This is a genomic window from Pseudomonas sp. P9_35 (assembly GCF_034008205.1).
Classification (GTDB): domain Bacteria; phylum Pseudomonadota; class Gammaproteobacteria; order Pseudomonadales; family Pseudomonadaceae; genus Aquipseudomonas; species Aquipseudomonas kilonensis.
In genome coordinates this window covers 975,134-991,660 of record NZ_CP125373.1, presented here as the reverse complement: position 1 = coordinate 991,660, position 16,527 = coordinate 975,134, and the positions used below count along the sequence as shown (strand labels likewise).

The following is a 16,527-nucleotide window of genomic DNA, read 5'->3' as shown; positions in this document are numbered from 1 at the left end:
AGGAGGACGGTTTATTCTGCTACCGGTGTTGTCGCCAGCAGCTCCTGCAGGGTTGCACTGCCAGTCGCCCCCAGGTCCTTTAACCGCGCCACGAACGTCGACACCGGGCGAGATTGCGCGGCGTTGAAGCCCAGGCATATCTCACCGCGCAAGGCCGGATCGGTGGAGCACACGTCACGCAAGATCAAGCAGCGTTCACTGTCCGGATCGACAATGACCAGATGCGCCTGGACAATTTCGAACACGAGTTTTCCAGGCTCATCGAAAGCCCAGACCAACGTGCTTGCCGTGGCAGGTGGTTCATTCAGGGCATGTCGACAGTCGACAATGACCGACTCCAGCTTCAGCCACACTGCCCTTGTCAAATGGCAAGTCACCGCGCCTTGCCCCATGCGCAGGATCAACCGATTGACCTCGTCGGGAATCAGCGGCAAGAGATCGCGGCCGACCTTCTCCCCCTCGACCACCAGCACCTGCACGTTGCGCCGGACGTAATCGAACGGTCCGATGCTGCGTTTGTCCGGATAGATCAGCACCCGCCCATCCTGATGCTCGTGCAACAGCACGTTCACCTGCGCTTGCGTGCCCAGCAAAGTAAAGTCCCTGGGTAGGTTCCTGCCGGTGACCCGCAGCAGCCGGGCACTTTGCACGTCGTACCATTGCAGGCTTCCAGGTTCGGACTCCACCGACACGAACTCCGCATGTTGCACCGCGTCCAGCAACCGCTGGAGGGCTTCGATCAAGTGCTCACCTTGGGCGAGCACCCAGGCGTGGTTGACCCCGATGACGGTCGCCGTTTCCTGATGACCCAGCGCCAGCGACACGCCGTCCACGCTTGTCCCGCGCAATCCGCTACCTTCGGGCGTGACGTCGGCGAAGCGCCAGCCCGCCCACTCGCGCCGATAAGCCGGCAGACTGGCGCCTGGCAACAGTAGCGCGCCGGTGCCAAATGCCTGATCCAGTTGCAGTGGGTCGAAGAATGCCTGGCTCACGACTTCACCGCTCGATCGCTCGAACAGCCAGACCGACTGATTGTCGGGCGTCACGCCAAGCACGCGAACTTCCTTGTCGAGCCCTGGATCGCACAGCAGCAACCGGTGCTTCACGTACCAGGCACACAGGTTGCCGTCACCGGCGGCATTGCGCAGGCCGGCAATGGCGAAATCCTTGTCCGGATAGCGCTTGGCCAACGGCTCCAGCGCCTGCCACCACTGGGCACGGCCCTTGAGCCAGTGCTCACTCACGCCGGCAAACTGCAACGGTCCTTGTGCGGCCAGGTTGAAGAACCGTCCGTTTTCATCGAGCGCCACATAGCCTCCGTCGACGGCCAGGATCTGTTTGAGCCCCTCAGGCTGCACCCATTGCTGGGTCCACAGCGCTCTACCGTCGTACACGCTGCGTCGCAGTCGGCAGAGCGTCTGGTTGGAGATGACTCGTTGGTACACGAAGAACACATCGCTGTCGTCGGCCATCGGCAATAGCAGCAACCCGTCCAGGTTCTTGATCGAGTCATCCCAGCCACGGGGATGAGGCCTGGCGGGTTGCGCAAGGATCAGGCGTCGATCGCTGCTGCGAACCCACGCCATGTCTCGGGAATCGGGCGCAATCGTCCAGCAGATCGAAACGTACGAAGCCGGCTGCCAATCGACGGTCGGCGCCCCGTTATTCGAAGGCCCGGGGGGCAACCGCAAAAAGTCGCCCAGTACGGACGACCACTCGGGCAGGCTATCGCTGGTCAACAGCAGCGCCTGCAGTTGCGGCGCGGTGTCGTAAGTGACGGAACTCAACAGCAATTGCCCGTCATGAATCAGGTAGCGGTATTGCCGGGTGGTTTTATTCTCGAAGAGGTATTCCTGCACCACATGAATCACGCCCTGAGCATCCGCCTCGACGCTGCGAATGGTGCTTTGGCCGTCCTGGATGAGCAACAGGTAACGGCGCTTGAGTAGGCCCGTGGCGCAATCCGTTTGCCATATCTGCAATTGCTCGGGGTCGTAGAAATACGCAGCCCCCCCCAGGACCACCGACAACTGCGGCTCACCGAGCACTTCCAGGTCGTCGCGAATGTAGAGGAAGCGGTCTTCGTGGGCGTCATACCAGGCGGTGGTGTAGCGCGGTTGCCCGGGCTCCTCGAACGGGATCAGGAAACGCTGGACCGGCGTATACGGCAGCGCCAATCGATGCTCCCGCACCAGGTCCTTGTAGTGGTCAAGCAACGCCTGCTCATCAAGCCCCTCGGGCGCCGTCTGCTCGACCAGGTCCAGTTGCTGTTTACCCTGGGTGACGCTGAACAACTGGTTGGCCGTGCGGATCAGCACTTCCTGCCGGTCGCCGGAACGCCTGACATGGACGGAGCCGATGTACAGCTCGCCGGAAGGCTCGACTCGGATATCGCTTTCATTGGCCCAGGTTGCCTGCAATACCCAGCGGCAATACATCTGGTTCGGTGCGACAAGGCTGATATCAACCCCGGGATTGAGCGTCACGGTACAGCGCGCACCCGCGCCCCTGAGCCGATAGGACAACTTTCCGTGCCAGGCGTCTGGCAGCACGGGAATCACCAGCGTCCGCTCCAGCGCATCCAGGTTCACCCGGATGACCGTTTCGCCATACACCGGGTTCAGGCGATTGAGAATGTAGTCGGACGGAAACGAATAGAACGAGAACAAGAACAGCCAGGTGCCGTCCGCTTGCCTCTTCTCCAGCCGCCGGGCCGTGTCGAAGCCGCGATCATGGCGCAAGCGAGCAAAGGGCAGCGCCTTGTATTCATAGCCGTAAGTGGTTAGCGGCGTGCAGGGCAGCACGATGGGTTGTCCGCCGGGCGGGGTGAATCCGATCTGCCTGGGTAGCCCCAGCTCCCGGCGAATATCGATGGCCCGCGCGTCATCGGGATCGAAACCCGGCACACCGAAATGATCATGCAAGGGATACAGCCTTGGACTGTCGAGCTGCAACGTTCCGTCGTTCAGATCGATGCTTTTAATCAGCAGTGACGGACGTGCCACCCACGCGGCCAGCGTGTGATCGTAGCGGTAGGCGTCACCACGATAGGCCTGTTCCAGGTCGTCGAAAAACTGACCGACTTGCCGTGCCTCGCGAGCGATGGTGGCAAATCCCTGGGCCAGGGCGGCGACCCCTACCGCCACCCCACCCAGAATCACGCCCGCACCACCGAGCACCGCCGCAGCGGTCGATGCCCCGGCCAACCCCGCCCCGACACCGCCCGCCGTCAAGGCCAGGCTGGCAGAGTCGAATGTCAGCTGGGTACCGAATTGCGCTTTTTCGATGTCGTTTTGCGCAGTCTTCAACTGGTAGATATCGAAGCCGACATTGGCCAGCCCCAACACCGCGCCGACGCCCTCGTTGGCCGCATGCCCCAGCGCCTGGCCAACGACCGGCGCACACGTGCGGGCAATGAGCCGTTCTTCCGCCAGGGCAGTGCGGACCAACTGCACCAGCCCCGCCACATCCACGACATTGCCGTGCACCAGCTGCGCGTAGTTGACGTAGGCATGCAAGCGCACGGCAGTGGTCAAGGTTCGGTCATCCCCTTCCCGCCCGCGCAAGGCGTTCATCAAGGCCTGGATGGTGAAACCGGCGTTGAGGGTATGGACACTGCCGGCCTCGGTCGGATCCAGGACGCCACCGCTCTGCACAGGTTGGCGGGCCAGGGTCGAAAACTGTTCCGACAGCCAGTTCTTGATCCGCAACAGGCGCTGATCGTCGCTGAGCACCTGAACCGACTGTTGCGGTTGCGCGGGGTCGATCAGGCTCACCCGGTATTTGCCCTCGGGGGTGATTTCCAGCGTTTCGAACAAGGGCACCAGCGGCGTCGCCGAACCATGCAAGTCCTGCAAATCGACTGTTGCCTGGGCGATCTGCTGGCCCCACCAGTGGCTGTCCAGCGCCAGCAAACTGCTGCCCAGGTGCGAGTTGTCGACCAGGGATTTTCCATAGGCCCTGTTCAAGCGCTGGCGAATCTCAAGCGCCGGTTTTCCTGGCAAGGGATCAGGCTTGAGCAGGTGCTCCACCGTGAAACCGTCAGACAGTTCCAAGGTCGAGATCTTTGCGCTGTGCAGGTCGATCAGATCAAATTGCGGTCGAGTTTCAGAACCATAGGCGACGTAATAGCGGGCCATGCCCTCGGTCTGGAAAAAGTGTTCCAGCGCACGTTGCAGCCCGTCCACATGATCAAATTTGCACAGGCCAAAGTTGGGGTCGAAAAAATGATAGCTGGCGCGTTCTCCGCTGGCGGTCTTGGCCACCAGCATCGAATGGTTGTCCGAGTTGAGCATCAGCGTACGGGGCGCGACGTGTCTTTCGAGTGCGGCAGTGACCTGGTCCAGGCTCGCCTGGCCAAGCCGCGTACCCACCTCGCCCAGCGACACGTCCCGCAGAGCTTCCAGGCTTTGCACAAAGGCCTGGGAGTCGGCTTGCCCGGGTTCGAGCACCGCCAGGAAGAAACGCTCGCGCAAGTGCCCGGAGGCGACGTCACCCTGGGCAAGCGCTGCACTCATCACCAACGCCAAGGGATAGCAGCGCCCACCAATCGCCTCGCCATCGCCGTTGAGCAGCAAATCCTGGGGGACCATTTGCACACCGGTGTGGCCGAATCCGTCCAGCACCTGCCCGGAGCGTTCGACCACTTGGAGGCGATGCTCAAGGGTTGCCACCTTCTGGATCCGTGCGACATGACGCCCCCACTGGAACAGCGTCCGCGCCTGTTTCAAAGCGGTTTTCTTCAGCTCCAGCGCGCTGTCGGACGACAGCGGCACATCCGCCAAATCGCTCGCCAGGCCGTTCATGAACCCTGGCGCCTTGCGCTTGAACAATTGCCGCTCGATGACTGCGTAACGGCCGGCCACAGCCTGTTCGGCAACGCTGTTGGCCAGGTTCTCCAGCGCGCTGGTAGCCGCGTTGAAATGCGGGTTATCCAGAGTCTCCAAGCCGAGCAGCACGCCCAGCGACAACCTTTGCACAGGGCTGGCCTCAATGACGCGCCGCAAGCCGCTGGCAATCTCGCCCAGTACGTCATCGATCCCCAGGCTTTGCATCTTTGCATCGCTCAGGAACACCGGAACCAGTGCATCGGCAGGCTGGTGCCGGATACGCTGGCGATCATCGAAGCTCAAGGGCAGCGGCTTGTCGAAGCGAATCTCACCATCGTGTCCCCGGCTCATCGCCTCGATGAACGGCTCACCGAGCCCCTCGACCAAACGCTCCAGCACATCGGTCAGCAGCACGGCGCGGCCTTCGATCAGCGGCCAGCCCTGCTGGAACTCAACAGTCGAATGCTTGAGCAACTGGGCGATATCGCCGCTGTAGCGCGTACGGTACTGACCTTCACGCCAGCGTGCCTGCTCGTCGCTGACCCATTTTTCGGGTTGGTTGCCATTTTCTTTCCAGGAGTGATCCTGCTCTTCTTCTGTGGCGCCATTGACCGTCAGGTGGGGGGCAATGCCCGCCTCCTTGTGTAACGTGCTGGCAACTTCCGCGCTCAAGTGTGTGTTCGCATAGTCGGCCATGCCGTCGCGCATGGCGCCGGGGCCCGTCAGATGGACGGTGCCTTCGCTCTCGAAGCGAATGCCGTCGCCGAAGTGGGTCGCTACTCCCGATATTCGCGCGATCGCCCTGAGCACTTCGCCCATCGGCAGGCGGCTCAGCGGTCCATTGGTTTTTTCGAAGACTTCTTCCACCAGAGCCAACATCCCGGCAACGTCGCTCAATGTCACATCGCGCTGGGCGGCCAGTTGTACCGACGCTTCAATCAACTCGTGATTGGCGCGCAGACGATCGATCACGCTTTCAAGCATCTCAGCGCCCGGATGGGCCATCAGGAAGGCATTGGATAACGACATTTCCATGCTCAAGGCCCGCAGCGCGAAAGGTCGGGCCAACCGCTCCGTCGGCAGCTCGAAGACCTCGCTCAAGCTTGGCCGGCTTCGCGCGTACGCTTGCAGTGCCGGCAGATGCTCGGCAGGAATATGCACGCGATAACGGGAGGAGGCCTGGCGGCTCGGCATCCATCCGGGGTTCTCGTTCAGCAGCAATTGCAGGGTGCCCAGGCGGGCATCCTGGCCAAACCCGCTGATGTCGACGCCGCCCAGGGTGGCCGATAACGGCGGAAGGTGGTCGATATCGGTATAACTGCCACCTTCGGCAAACAGGACTTCAGCGCGTACCACATCCGAGGCTGCCGCCATATTGCCGAGCAAGCGCATCTGCCGGTCATAGACCTCCTGCAATTGCAGCGAAACTGCGCCGGCGGCAAGATCGCGCAACTTGAAGCCGTCCATGTCCAGGACACTGCGCCGATTGCGTTCCAACTGTTGGCGCAGCACTTGCGTATCCTGACCGTAGGCGCGGGTCAGTAAATCGATCCGGGCCTCATCGGCGGATCCGCCATTCGTTACCGCGGTATTGATATGGGCCTGCATCTGTTGTTTCAGAACCAGGGCATGTTCGTTGTACAGTGCCCCCAACTCGATTTCACTAATACGCACATCTACGTCGTGTAAAAAAACATTGGCCTTGGCGGCCTCGACAATAAGCTTATTGGTTTGCCAGGCCAGCAGTGCATCGCTGTCATACCAAAAATTCAAGGTATAACCCTGCCGGGCCAACACCTGTCGCCATACATTGAGGTAATCGCGCTGAATGTCGCCAAGGCCACCGCCGAGCCAGACGAAGTGCAACGTCCTGGGCACCTCCGCGGGCAATTTTTTCATCTGCTCGGCACTGAACTGCAGGCGCGCTTCATGCTGTTCGACTTTGTCGTATATCTGCGGCAGGTCTATCCCCGCCCTGGCAGGGCCAGAGATATGTGTCTCCTGGCTGCGCTTGACCCTGCGCGCGCCCACCAGCCTGGCCAGCGTCTGCTTCAAGAGCCCCAGTGGCTCGAGCAGCCTGTGGGAATCCGGCATGCCGATACAGGCAAAGTAATAACGGATGACCACGTCGTAGTGCTCATTGTTCTTGTAGGGCAACAGTGCCCGTTCGAGGTCGGCCAGTTTGAAAAGGCTGATGAAGCCGAGCGCACTGTCGCCTGTCTTGATGTTTGCTTCCTGCATAAAAAGACACTCCTTGGCCTGTTCCATTAAAAAACAGGCCTATAACAACGCCGTCGCCAGCACGTGTTCTGGCGACCTATTTATTCAATTTAATATTTTGCAACCTGGCGACATCTAAAGCGTTTGCCAAGCACTGACAAGCGCACACCGACAACTTATCAGGCACGCAAACTAACGCTTGAAAACCAACAACTCAAATGGGAAGGCTTTCAATGCATTTCAAAGAAGGATCAAGACTGCAACGTGCTCTTTTATTTATACGGACGACAACTAAAGCGAAAGAATCGAATACACGGTCCTGGGGGCGATGTTTCTCTTTTGTGGCGAGGGAGCTTGCTCCCGCTGGGTTGCGCCGTAGGAGCTGACGAGTGCAACGAGGCTGCGATCTTTCCACTGACAATTGAGTCGAGAGCAAAAGATCAAAATCAAAAGATCGCAGGCTTCGCCAGCTCCTACAGAGCCCAGCGGGAGCAAGCTCCCTCGCCACAGTAACGCCCCCCACCACAGAACAGTGTCGCGGTTCAGGCCGGTTTAGCCCCATACCAGCGCGGCGTGTACACCCAGTTCCCGCCGGATGCGCGCGGGAACACGCAGGTGGTGGAGGAGCCGATCAGGACCATGGTGCGCATATCCACCTGCTCGGCCGTGAGTTGCCCCAACGTGGTGACACGCAGGGTCTGGCCCGGACGACCGATGTCACGCCCCAACACCACCGGCGTCTCCGGGGTGCGGTGCTGGGCGACGATCTCCAGCGCGCGCCCCAATTGCCACGGTCGCGCACGGGAAATCGGGTTGTAGAAAGCCAACGCCAGATCGGCTTCGGCCGCCAGGTCCAGGCGTTTTTCGATGATCGACCAAGGCTTGAGATTGTCCGACAGCGACATCACGCAGAAGTCATGCCCCAACGGCGCACCGGCCTGGGCGGCGGTGGCGAGGGAGGCGGACACACCGGGCAGGATTTCCAGGTCAACCTGGTGCCAGGCTGGGTCGCTGGATTCGTGCAACGCTTCAAGCACCGCCGCCGCCATGGCGAATACACCCGGGTCGCCGGACGACACCACGATCACCGAACGGCCTTGGGCGGCCAATTCGAAGGCGTGTCGGGCGCGCTGCATTTCTTCGCGATTGTCGGTGCAATGCAGCACTTGATCGTCGCGAAACGGGCCGGCCATGCGCACATAGGTTTCGTAGCCGAGCACATCGGTGGCCCGCGTCAGTTCGGCCTTCACCGCCGGCACCATCAGTTCGGCCGCGCCCGGCCCCAGGCCGATCACCGCCAGGCGTCCGCGTGGACGACCGATTTGGGCCACATCCAAGGGCTGCGCAGCAATGGCAATGGCCAGGTTGTCCGTCGCCGAAAGGATGTTCGCCGCCGGCATCGAACTGCGCGCCAAGGTGGCGGCATCGCCGGTCATCGCCACAAAGCGCAGCGCCACCCCGAGTTCCAGCGCCGCTTCACGCAAGGCCGTGCTGGCCATCAGCGTCTGCGCCGCCACCAGGCACGCCAGGCTCGGAAGCGCCACGTTGGCTTGCTGCAAAGCGGCACGAATGGCGCCCGGCAGATCAGCCACCTCGGCGCTCACCACCACCGCGACACTGCGCGGATAAATCAGCAGTTCATGGGCGCTCGCCTCACGCTCGGCATGGCCGACGTGGATCGTGCGTCGGGCTTGCGGGTCTTGCGGCAACTGCGCCTGATCCAGCCATGGCGCCGCGCCTTCGATGCGCACCGGCTCACCGGCCAACAGGTCGGAGACGAAGCGCTTGCCCTGCTCCAGGTCGCCGAGGCTGTAGCCGCTTGGCGGATTGAGCAGGCAGGTGCCAAAACGCAATTCGCCGCTGGTGGTAATCGCCGGCGCCACTTGCAGCGTTGCCGCGATCTCCCGGGCCATGACATTGACCCCGCCCAGGCCGCCCAGCAGCGGCACCACGGCGCTGCCATCCTCGGCCACCGCCAGCACCGGCGGCTCGACGCCTTTTTCCAGCAACAGCGGCACCAGGGTGCGGATGACAATGCCGGCCGCGCACAGGGCGATGATCGGTATGTTCTGTTGGTAGAGCTCACGCAACGTCGCGCCGAACTCGAGGTATTGGCGATCCGCGCCCTCGACCCTTGCGGCCAGGCCGTGGATCACGGCTTCAGGATAGCGTTGCTGGATCCGCCGGGCCGTTGCGAGGCTGCCCGGGCCGAGGATGACGATGGCCGGCGCGGTAGAAGTCATCAACCCTGCCACCGTTCGCCCGGGACAATGATCAGCGAGAAGTACGGCGAAGACATCGGCTCGACGTCATCCAACGGCACGATTTTCTGGTTGGCCATGGTCGCCCGCTCAACATACAGCGCCCGTCCGTCCATACCCAATTCCTGAAGCACTTGGCGAACCTTGGGAAAATTGCGCCCCAGCTTCATGATCACCGCCGCATCGGCGTCGGCCAGGCGACGCTTGAGATCGTCGTGGGGCAAGACGCCGGAGAGCACCGACAGGCTCTGGTTGCGATAGACCAGCGGCGCACCGAGCACCGAGGCCCCGCCCAGCATCGAGCACACGCCGGGAATGACTTGGGCTTCATAGCGCTCGGCCAGGCGATCGTGCAGGTACATGTAGGAGCCGTAGAAAAACGGATCGCCCTCACAGATCACGGCCACGTCGCGACCGGCATCCAGGTGCACGGCCAACTGCTCGGCGGCGGTGTCGTAGAAGTCGGCGATCACCTGTTCATAGGACAGCGGCGCCGGCAGCGCTTCGGTGGTGACCGGGTAGACCAGCGGCAGCAAGGTCTGCGCGTCCTGCAAATGGGCCTCGATGATGCCAAAGGCGTTGCCCTTCTTGCCCTTGGCGACGAAGTACGCCACCACCGGCGATTCGCGCAGCAGGCGCAGGGCCTTGACCGTAATCAGTTCCGGGTCACCGGGGCCCACGCCGAGGCCGATCAGACGTCCAGGCTGCTGCATCATTCAATCTCCGTAGCGAGGGCGTTGACGGCGGCGGCGGCCATGGCGCTACCGCCCAGGCGGCCTTGCATGATCACGAACGGCACGCCGCGGCTGTTGGCCGCCAGCATCGCCTTGGACTCGGCGGCGCCGACGAAGCCCACCGGGAAACCGAGGATCAGTGCCGGTTTCGGCGCGCCGGCATCGAGCATTTCCAACAGGTAGAACAGCGCGGTCGGCGCATTGCCGATGACCACGACGCTGCCTTCCAGGTACGGGCGCCACAGCTCCAGCGCCGCCGCCGAACGGGTGTTGCCCAGCTCCAGGGCCAATGCCGGCACACCCTCGTCGCGCAAGGTGCAGATCACCTGATTGTTGGCCGGCAGACGAGCCCGGGTCACGCCTTCGGAGACCATCCGCGCATCACACAGGATCGGCGCACCGGCGGCCAGCGCCTGGCGCCCGGCCGTGCCCGCGCCCTCGGAAAACTGCAAGCCATCGATGGCCTCGACCATGCCGCAGGCATGGATCACCCGTACCGCGAGTTTTTCCAGGTCGGCCGGAATGCGCGCCAGGTTGGCTTCGGCGCGGATGATCGCGAAGGAGTTGCGATAGATCTCCTGACCGTCGCGGATGTAATCAAGCATCAAGGGGGCTCCGGGGGCGAGCGTCGAGCCAGTGGCCGAGCGCTTCAATAGTCAGATTGTGTGCCTGCAACGCGCCGAAACCCGGCAGCGTGGCATCGCGAAAATACAGGTCATAACGACCGGGGGCGACCGCCAGCAAGGTGGCGGGCGCGATATGGGCCGCCGCGCAGGAACGCGGGCAGCCCGACAGATGGACTTTCAGGGTCTGGCCCTGGCGTTGCAGCAGCTCGGCCAGTTGGCGAGCGTCGGCCTTGGTGTCGGCCAGGGCTTTACTGCAGCCACTGGAGCCGGTGCAGGCGATGAGTTGTGCCAGGGGCTGATCGACCGAAACCAACAGGCCCAACCCCTCAAGCCGCGCCAGCACTTCGTCGGCGTCCCCGCGGCGCACGTTGGGCAGCAGCAGGCTTTGCCAAGGGGTGAAACGAAGGCTTGCGTCGCCCTTCTCCCGCGCCAATTGCGCCGCCTCCCGCAGCATGCCGGCGTCGAGTCGGCCAAGGGGCGCCGCCGCGCCGACGTAGACCCGGTCGTCGTGCTGGGGATGAACGCCGATGTGCAGTCCGTCGCTGGCCCCGTCCCGTTGCCAATCCAGGCAAGTTTGCAGCGGCACGCGGCGGGCCAATCGGCTCATGAATTCATCACTGGGGAGTTCAGCCAACAAGTGACGCATGCGGATCTGGTCCGGGCGCGCCAGGTCGAGGAACAGTTCCAGCACCGCCACCACCAAGGCATGCCCCTGGGCCAGGGGCACCCTGCCCGCCGGTTTATCCAATGGGCAACCGGCCAAGCCGAAGGCCAGCCAAGGCTCGCCATCACGGACCAGGGCCGACAACCACAGGTCGTGGTGATGTTCGAGCATCGCCAACGCTTCGCCACCGTCCAGTTGCACGGCGAACTTGGCCGACAACTCGGGGAAGCGTTCATGGGTTTGCAGGGTGAAGAGGATCTGCGCCGCCAACGGGCGGGTGTCGAACAGCATCTGCCGGTCGATCCCGGCCGAAGGGCTGAGCATCAGGTTGCGCACGTCATCGCCGGCCGCCTTGCGCGGACCAAGCCCGGCGGCCAGCAATGGCTGGATCAGCGCGTCGTGCCCAGGACCGATCCCGCGAATTTGCAGGTTGGCCCGGTTAGTCGCCTCGATCACGCCAGCGGCGAACCGCTCGGCCACCGACGCCACGACTTCGGCCTGATCCGCCTGGATGGCACCGCCATCGAGCTTGATCCGACAGATCCCACCGTCCAGCGCCTGGACGACACGCAGCAACCCCGGGCAACCGGAGGGGCGTACGACGTTGGAGGATGGACGTTCGTTCAAGGGAAAACCGACAAATAAGAAACGCCGCATCGGCGAAGGACCGCCATTATGCCTGCTTTGCCGGGGGTCATGAAAAGCTTGCCGGTCGGATTGCTGACGGCGGACACACAATTTCCGAACGTCCCCATTCCAAACTGGGGAGCGAGCCTGCTCGCGATAGCGGTCTGTCTGGAAAGATGATGTTGAATGGACCGCCGCCATCGCGAGCAAGCTCGCTCCCACAGAGGATTGGTGGCGGACCCGGTTTTGTGAACACCCTCAATCAAAACTGTGGGAGCGAGCCTGCTCGCGATAGCGGTCTGTCTGGAAAGATGATGTTGAATGGACCGCCGCCATCGCGAGCAGGCTCGCTCCCACAGAGGATTGGTGGCGGACCCGGTTTTGTGAACACACTCAATCAAAATTGTGGGAGCGAGCTTGCTCGCGATAGCGGTCTGGCGGTGATGGTGTTGCGCCAGGCGCCTGATCCGCCGGGGCACGGTATGATGGCGGCCCGGTTCGTGGGGAAACAGACCCGCCGATCAAACAGATCTATTCGAGGAACAGAGATGACACCCTGGCTGACCGTAGTGGGCATCGGCGAAGAGGGCTTCAAGGGCCTGGGCAAGGTTGCTCGCCGCGCGCTGCTCGGTGCCTCGCGTATCGTTGGCGCGCAGCGTCAGTTGGATCTGCTGCCGCTGTGCATCCGTGGCCAACGGGAGCGGTGGCCCAGCCCGTTTTCCCTGGAACCGCTGCTCGCTCGGCAGGGTGAACCGGTGTGCGTGCTGGCCAGCGGCGATCCGATGTTCTACGGCGTGGGCGCCAGCCTGGCGAAACAGGTGCCGAGTGATCAGATGCTGGTCATCCCCGCGCCCTCCTCCTGCTCGCTGGCCGCGGCGCGCATGGGCTGGCCGTTGCAAGAGGTGGTCACGCTGTCGTTGGTGGCGCGGCCCCTGGCGGCGCTCAATATTCACTTATCCACAGGTGTCAGGCTGTTGCTGCTGAGCAACGACCGCCACAGCCCCGCCGCCGTGGCAACGCTACTACGCGAGCGCGGCTTCGGCCCGAGCACCATGACCGTGCTGGAGCATCTGGGCGGTGCGTCGGAACGACGGATCGACGGTTGCGCCGCGCAATGGTCCGATGACACCGTCGCCGACCTGAACCTGATCGCCATCGAATGCCGGGCCGAACCGTCGACACCGCGCCTGTCACGCCTGGCCGGTTTGCCGGACACCGCCTTCGAGCATGACGGCCAGTTGACCAAACGCGACGTGCGCGCCATCACCCTCGCCCGCCTCGCCCCGACCCCCGGCGAGTTGCTCTGGGATGTCGGCGCCGGCAGCGGCTCCATCGGCATCGAATGGATGCGCGCCCACCCCAGTTGCCGGGCCCTGGCCATCGAAGCCGACGAAGGCCGCCAAGGCTTGATCGAACGCAACCGCGACACCCTCGGCGTGCCTGGCCTGCAACTGATTCGCGGCAAAGCCCCCCAGGCGCTGGAGAACCTGGAGCGGCCGGACGCGGTGTTCATCGGCGGCGGCGTCACCCGCGAAGGCGTGCTCGACGCCTGCTGGGCCCAACTCAAGCCCGGCGGCCGGCTGGTCGCCAACGCCGTGACCCTGCAAAGCGAAACGGCCCTGATGCACTGGCGCGAACGTCACGGCGGTGAACTGACCCGCATCCACATCGCCCAGGCCCAGCCGTTGGGCGAATTCGACACCTGGCGCCAGGCCTTGCCGATCACCTTGCTCGACCTGGTCAAACCTCTCGATGCGTGACGAAACCGCCGAACAACCCGCCCCCTTGCGCAGCGGCCTGACCACCGGCAGTTGCGCCACGGCCACCAGCCTGGCGGCCGCTCGATTACTGCTGCGCGGCACCGAAGCCGATGCCGTGGAAATCGTACTGCCCAAGGGCAAGCAGGTGCAGATGCGCCTGGAGTTCTGCCGGCTGACCGAACAAGGCGCCGAAGCCGGGACTATCAAGGACGCGGGCGACGACCCGGACGTGACCCACGGCGCCCTGTTGTTTTCCCAGGTGCGCTTGATCGCCGAGCCCGGCGTACGTTTCGTCGCGGGTCGCGGCGTCGGCACGGTGACGCGACCGGGGTTGGTGCTGAACGTCGGTGAACCGGCGATCAACCCGGTGCCGCGCAAAATGATCAACGACCACCTGGGTCGGCTGGCCGAGGAAAGCGGTTATGCCGGCGGCTTCGAAGTCACGGTCAATGTCGAGGGCGGCGAAGCCCTGGCGCTGAAAACCATGAATCCGCGCCTGGGGATTCTTGGCGGCCTGTCGATCCTCGGCACCAGTGGCATCGTCCGGCCGTTTTCCTGCGCGGCCTACATTGCCTCGATCCACCAGGGTATCGACGTGGCAAAAACCAACGGCTATCTGCACATCGCCGCCTGCACCGGCAACGCCAGCGAAGACACCATGCGCCGGGTCTACAACCTGCCGGAAATCGCCCTGATCGAAATGGGCGACTTTGTCGGTGCCGTGCTCAAGCATGTGCGCCAGGTGCCGGTGGAAAAGCTCAGCCTCTGCGGCGGCTTTGGCAAAATCAGCAAACTCGCCGCCGGCCACATGGACCTGCACAGCCGCCATTCGAGCATCGACCTGCCGCAACTCGCCGAATGGGCCGCCGCCATCGGTGCCGATGAGGCGTTGCAGCAAGGCATCCGCGCGGCCAACACCAGCCAACAGGCCCTGGCGATGGCCAGCGCCGCCGGCATCGCCCTCGGCGATGCGGTGTGCGAGCACGCGTGGGCCTTCGCCCGCAGCGTGGTGCCGGCCCAGGTCCAGGTCGAGGTTTTCGCCATCGACCGCCAAGGCGGGATCGTCGGCCACGCGGGAGTTTTGAAATGAAACGTATCCTGCTGCTGGGAGGCGTCACCGAAGCCCTGGCCATCGCCCGTACCCTCGGCCCCCAGCACATCTACAGCCTGGCCGGCATCGGCCGCGTCCCCACCGACCTGACCTGCCAGGTGCGCGTCGGCGGCTACGGCGGCGCCGAAGGGTTGGCACAGTTCATCCGCGCCGAGGGCATCGACCTGCTGCTGGACGCCACCCACCCCTACGCCGCCCAGATCAGCCACAACGCCGCCCACGCCGCCCGCGCCTGCGCCATCCCCTGCTGGGCCCTGCGCCGCCCGGCCTGGCAACCCCAAGCCGGCGATGACTGGCGCGAAGTGGCCGACTGGGCCGAGCTGATCCAAGCCCTGCAACCCTTCCACCGCCCCCTGTTCACCCTCGGTCGTGAGCCGCTGCAACATCTGCATGAAATTCCGCCAGAGCAATTCTGGACCCTGCGGGCCCTGGACGTTTACCCCGGCAATGAGCGCTGCGAAGTGATTGGAGCCCGTGGGCCGTTTCACATCGAGGACGAGCGTGAGCTGTTCGAACGGCGGCGGATCGATGTGCTGGTCAGCAAGAACAGCGGCAGCACGGCTACCGAGCCGAAGCTGGAGGTGGCGCGGGAGCGAGGGGTGCCGGTGTTGGTGTTGAAGCGGCCGGCGTTGATGGGGGTGGATCGGGAGTTTGGAGAGATCAATGAAATGCTGGACGCTTTATCCGTACAAAACGGGTTCTGAATTCAGCACATTCGCGCGACATTTCTGACAAGTTTTCAAGACGAAGCCGGCTGTTTCGTCCAAGACGTTCAATTCTATAGTTCCGCTCCTTAATACCCATCGCAGCACCTGGCAGTCATTAAGCATGAGCGACCCGTCTCGTGCCGAGGAAAGTGCTGCTTGCCAATGTGTATCCCAAGGAATACGATCCGAATGATCGAATTTGAACAGTCCCGAGTATTCTCAAGCTGGCTTAACGGGTTGAAGGACATTGCTGGGAAAGCTCGCATCATTGCCAGGCTCCGATCGGCAGAGCATGGAAATTTTGGTGATTGCGAACCGGTGGGTAACGCAGTGTATGAGATGCGTATTCACTCGGGTCCGGGCTACAGAGTGTACTTCTCCCGTCAAGGCTCCGTGCTTTATTTGCTGCTTGTGGGAGGTGACAAATCGACTCAGAAACGGGATATCGCACGCGCTGTTCAAATGGCGCAAACCATGGGTAATGAGGAGTGAATCATGACTGAAGAATTCACACGTTTCGATGCAGCCACTTACCTCAAGACGCCTGAGGAAATGGCCGCTTATCTGGATGCCTGTTTTGAAGAGGATGCGGGTGACGGCGTACTGGTTCGAGCAGCTCTTAACGATATTGCCAGGGCAAAGGGCATGACGCAGATTGCTCGTGATGCAGGCCTGGGGCGAGAGAGTCTTTACAAAGCACTGGGAAGTACGGGCAATCCGGAGTTCACAACTATCATGAAAGTCATGAAAGCTTTGGGCTTGAGGTTACATGCGACGGCCATTTGACAGAGGTTCCCTTCCCTCCTGTATTGGAGTGATTGAATACCGATTGATCAAAAACACACGACGAGGGAACTTGCTCCCTCGCCACAAAAGCACTCACTCGAAGATCTGTTGCTACTGTTAACACCAACCCTGCGACCCTACACCGCACGTGGCCTTTTTACTTCTCAACCCCGATCAGGCTAAATACCGCCACCTGATCGCC

10 protein-coding genes are annotated in these 16,527 nt (G+C 62.7%); 5 read left to right on the top strand and 5 right to left on the bottom strand.

The features are described 5' to 3' along the window. Positions 1 to 11 precede the first annotated feature (11 nt). From QMK47_RS04295 to cobG, 5 genes are all read right to left on the bottom strand, one after another. Positions 12 to 7,070, bottom strand: a complete 7,059-nt coding sequence (locus QMK47_RS04295; RefSeq protein ID WP_320389839.1) for a TcdA/TcdB pore-forming domain-containing protein — start codon at positions 7,068 to 7,070, stop codon at positions 12 to 14. Positions 7,071 to 7,591: 521 nt separating this feature from the next. Beyond that, positions 7,592 to 9,292 carry a precorrin-3B C(17)-methyltransferase gene (gene cobJ, locus QMK47_RS04290; RefSeq protein WP_258690286.1) on the bottom strand — a complete coding sequence of 567 codons (1,701 nt, stop codon included), beginning with the start codon at positions 9,290 to 9,292 and terminating at the stop codon, positions 7,592 to 7,594. Further along, positions 9,292 to 10,023, bottom strand: a complete 732-nt coding sequence (locus tag QMK47_RS04285; protein WP_053185496.1) for a precorrin-2 C(20)-methyltransferase — start codon at positions 10,021 to 10,023, stop codon at positions 9,292 to 9,294. Before QMK47_RS04285 ends, cobJ begins: the two co-directional genes overlap by 1 nt. Further along, complete coding sequence (locus QMK47_RS04280; RefSeq protein WP_253471342.1) at positions 10,023 to 10,649, bottom strand: precorrin-8X methylmutase; 627 nt, start codon at positions 10,647 to 10,649, stop codon at positions 10,023 to 10,025. The genes QMK47_RS04285 and QMK47_RS04280 overlap by 1 nt, the downstream gene beginning before the upstream one ends. Further along, positions 10,642 to 11,991, bottom strand: a complete 1,350-nt coding sequence (gene cobG / locus QMK47_RS04275; RefSeq protein ID WP_320389838.1) for a precorrin-3B synthase — start codon at positions 11,989 to 11,991, stop codon at positions 10,642 to 10,644. Before cobG ends, QMK47_RS04280 begins: the two co-directional genes overlap by 8 nt. A gap of 518 nt (positions 11,992 to 12,509) precedes the next feature. On the opposite strand from cobG, the gene cbiE reads away from it, so the two are divergent. From cbiE to QMK47_RS04250, 5 genes are all read left to right on the top strand, one after another. Further along, on the top strand, positions 12,510 to 13,721 hold the full coding sequence (cbiE, locus tag QMK47_RS04270) for a precorrin-6y C5,15-methyltransferase (decarboxylating) subunit CbiE (RefSeq protein WP_253471337.1): 1,212 nt from the start codon (positions 12,510 to 12,512) through the stop codon (positions 13,719 to 13,721). Further along, complete coding sequence (locus QMK47_RS04265; RefSeq protein WP_258690285.1) at positions 13,714 to 14,811, top strand: cobalt-precorrin-5B (C(1))-methyltransferase; 1,098 nt, start codon at positions 13,714 to 13,716, stop codon at positions 14,809 to 14,811. The genes cbiE and QMK47_RS04265 overlap by 8 nt, the downstream gene beginning before the upstream one ends. Then, positions 14,808 to 15,536 carry a cobalt-precorrin-6A reductase gene (locus QMK47_RS04260; protein WP_258690284.1) on the top strand — a complete coding sequence of 243 codons (729 nt, stop codon included), beginning with the start codon at positions 14,808 to 14,810 and terminating at the stop codon, positions 15,534 to 15,536. The genes QMK47_RS04265 and QMK47_RS04260 overlap by 4 nt, the downstream gene beginning before the upstream one ends. A 192-nt stretch (positions 15,537 to 15,728) precedes the next feature. Continuing rightward, a complete protein-coding gene (locus QMK47_RS04255) occupies positions 15,729 to 16,031 on the top strand; it encodes a type II toxin-antitoxin system RelE/ParE family toxin (RefSeq protein WP_024617343.1) in 303 nt (100 codons plus the stop codon). Between the two features lie 3 nt (positions 16,032 to 16,034). After that, a complete protein-coding gene (locus QMK47_RS04250) occupies positions 16,035 to 16,325 on the top strand; it encodes an addiction module antidote protein (RefSeq protein WP_024617344.1) in 291 nt (96 codons plus the stop codon). Positions 16,326 to 16,527: the final 202 nt, after the last annotated feature.

Bases quoted from the DNA above. Each gene is read 5' to 3' on its own strand.
- QMK47_RS04265 (WP_258690285.1), top strand. From the start codon at position 13,714: ATGCGTGACGAAACCGCCGAACAACCCGCCCCCTTGCGCAGCGGCCTG.
- QMK47_RS04280 (WP_253471342.1), bottom strand. From the start codon at position 10,649: ATGCTTGATTACATCCGCGACGGTCAGGAGATCTATCGCAACTCCTTC.
- cobG (WP_320389838.1), bottom strand. From the start codon at position 11,991: ATGCGGCGTTTCTTATTTGTCGGTTTTCCCTTGAACGAACGTCCATCC.
- cbiE (WP_253471337.1), top strand. From the start codon at position 12,510: ATGACACCCTGGCTGACCGTAGTGGGCATCGGCGAAGAGGGCTTCAAG.
- cobJ (WP_258690286.1), bottom strand. From the start codon at position 9,292: ATGACTTCTACCGCGCCGGCCATCGTCATCCTCGGCCCGGGCAGCCTC.
- QMK47_RS04260 (WP_258690284.1), top strand. From the start codon at position 14,808: ATGAAACGTATCCTGCTGCTGGGAGGCGTCACCGAAGCCCTGGCCATC.
- QMK47_RS04295 (WP_320389839.1), bottom strand. From the start codon at position 7,070: ATGCAGGAAGCAAACATCAAGACAGGCGACAGTGCGCTCGGCTTCATC.
- QMK47_RS04255 (WP_024617343.1), top strand. From the start codon at position 15,729: ATGATCGAATTTGAACAGTCCCGAGTATTCTCAAGCTGGCTTAACGGG.
- QMK47_RS04250 (WP_024617344.1), top strand. From the start codon at position 16,035: ATGACTGAAGAATTCACACGTTTCGATGCAGCCACTTACCTCAAGACG.
- QMK47_RS04285 (WP_053185496.1), bottom strand. From the start codon at position 10,023: ATGCAGCAGCCTGGACGTCTGATCGGCCTCGGCGTGGGCCCCGGTGAC.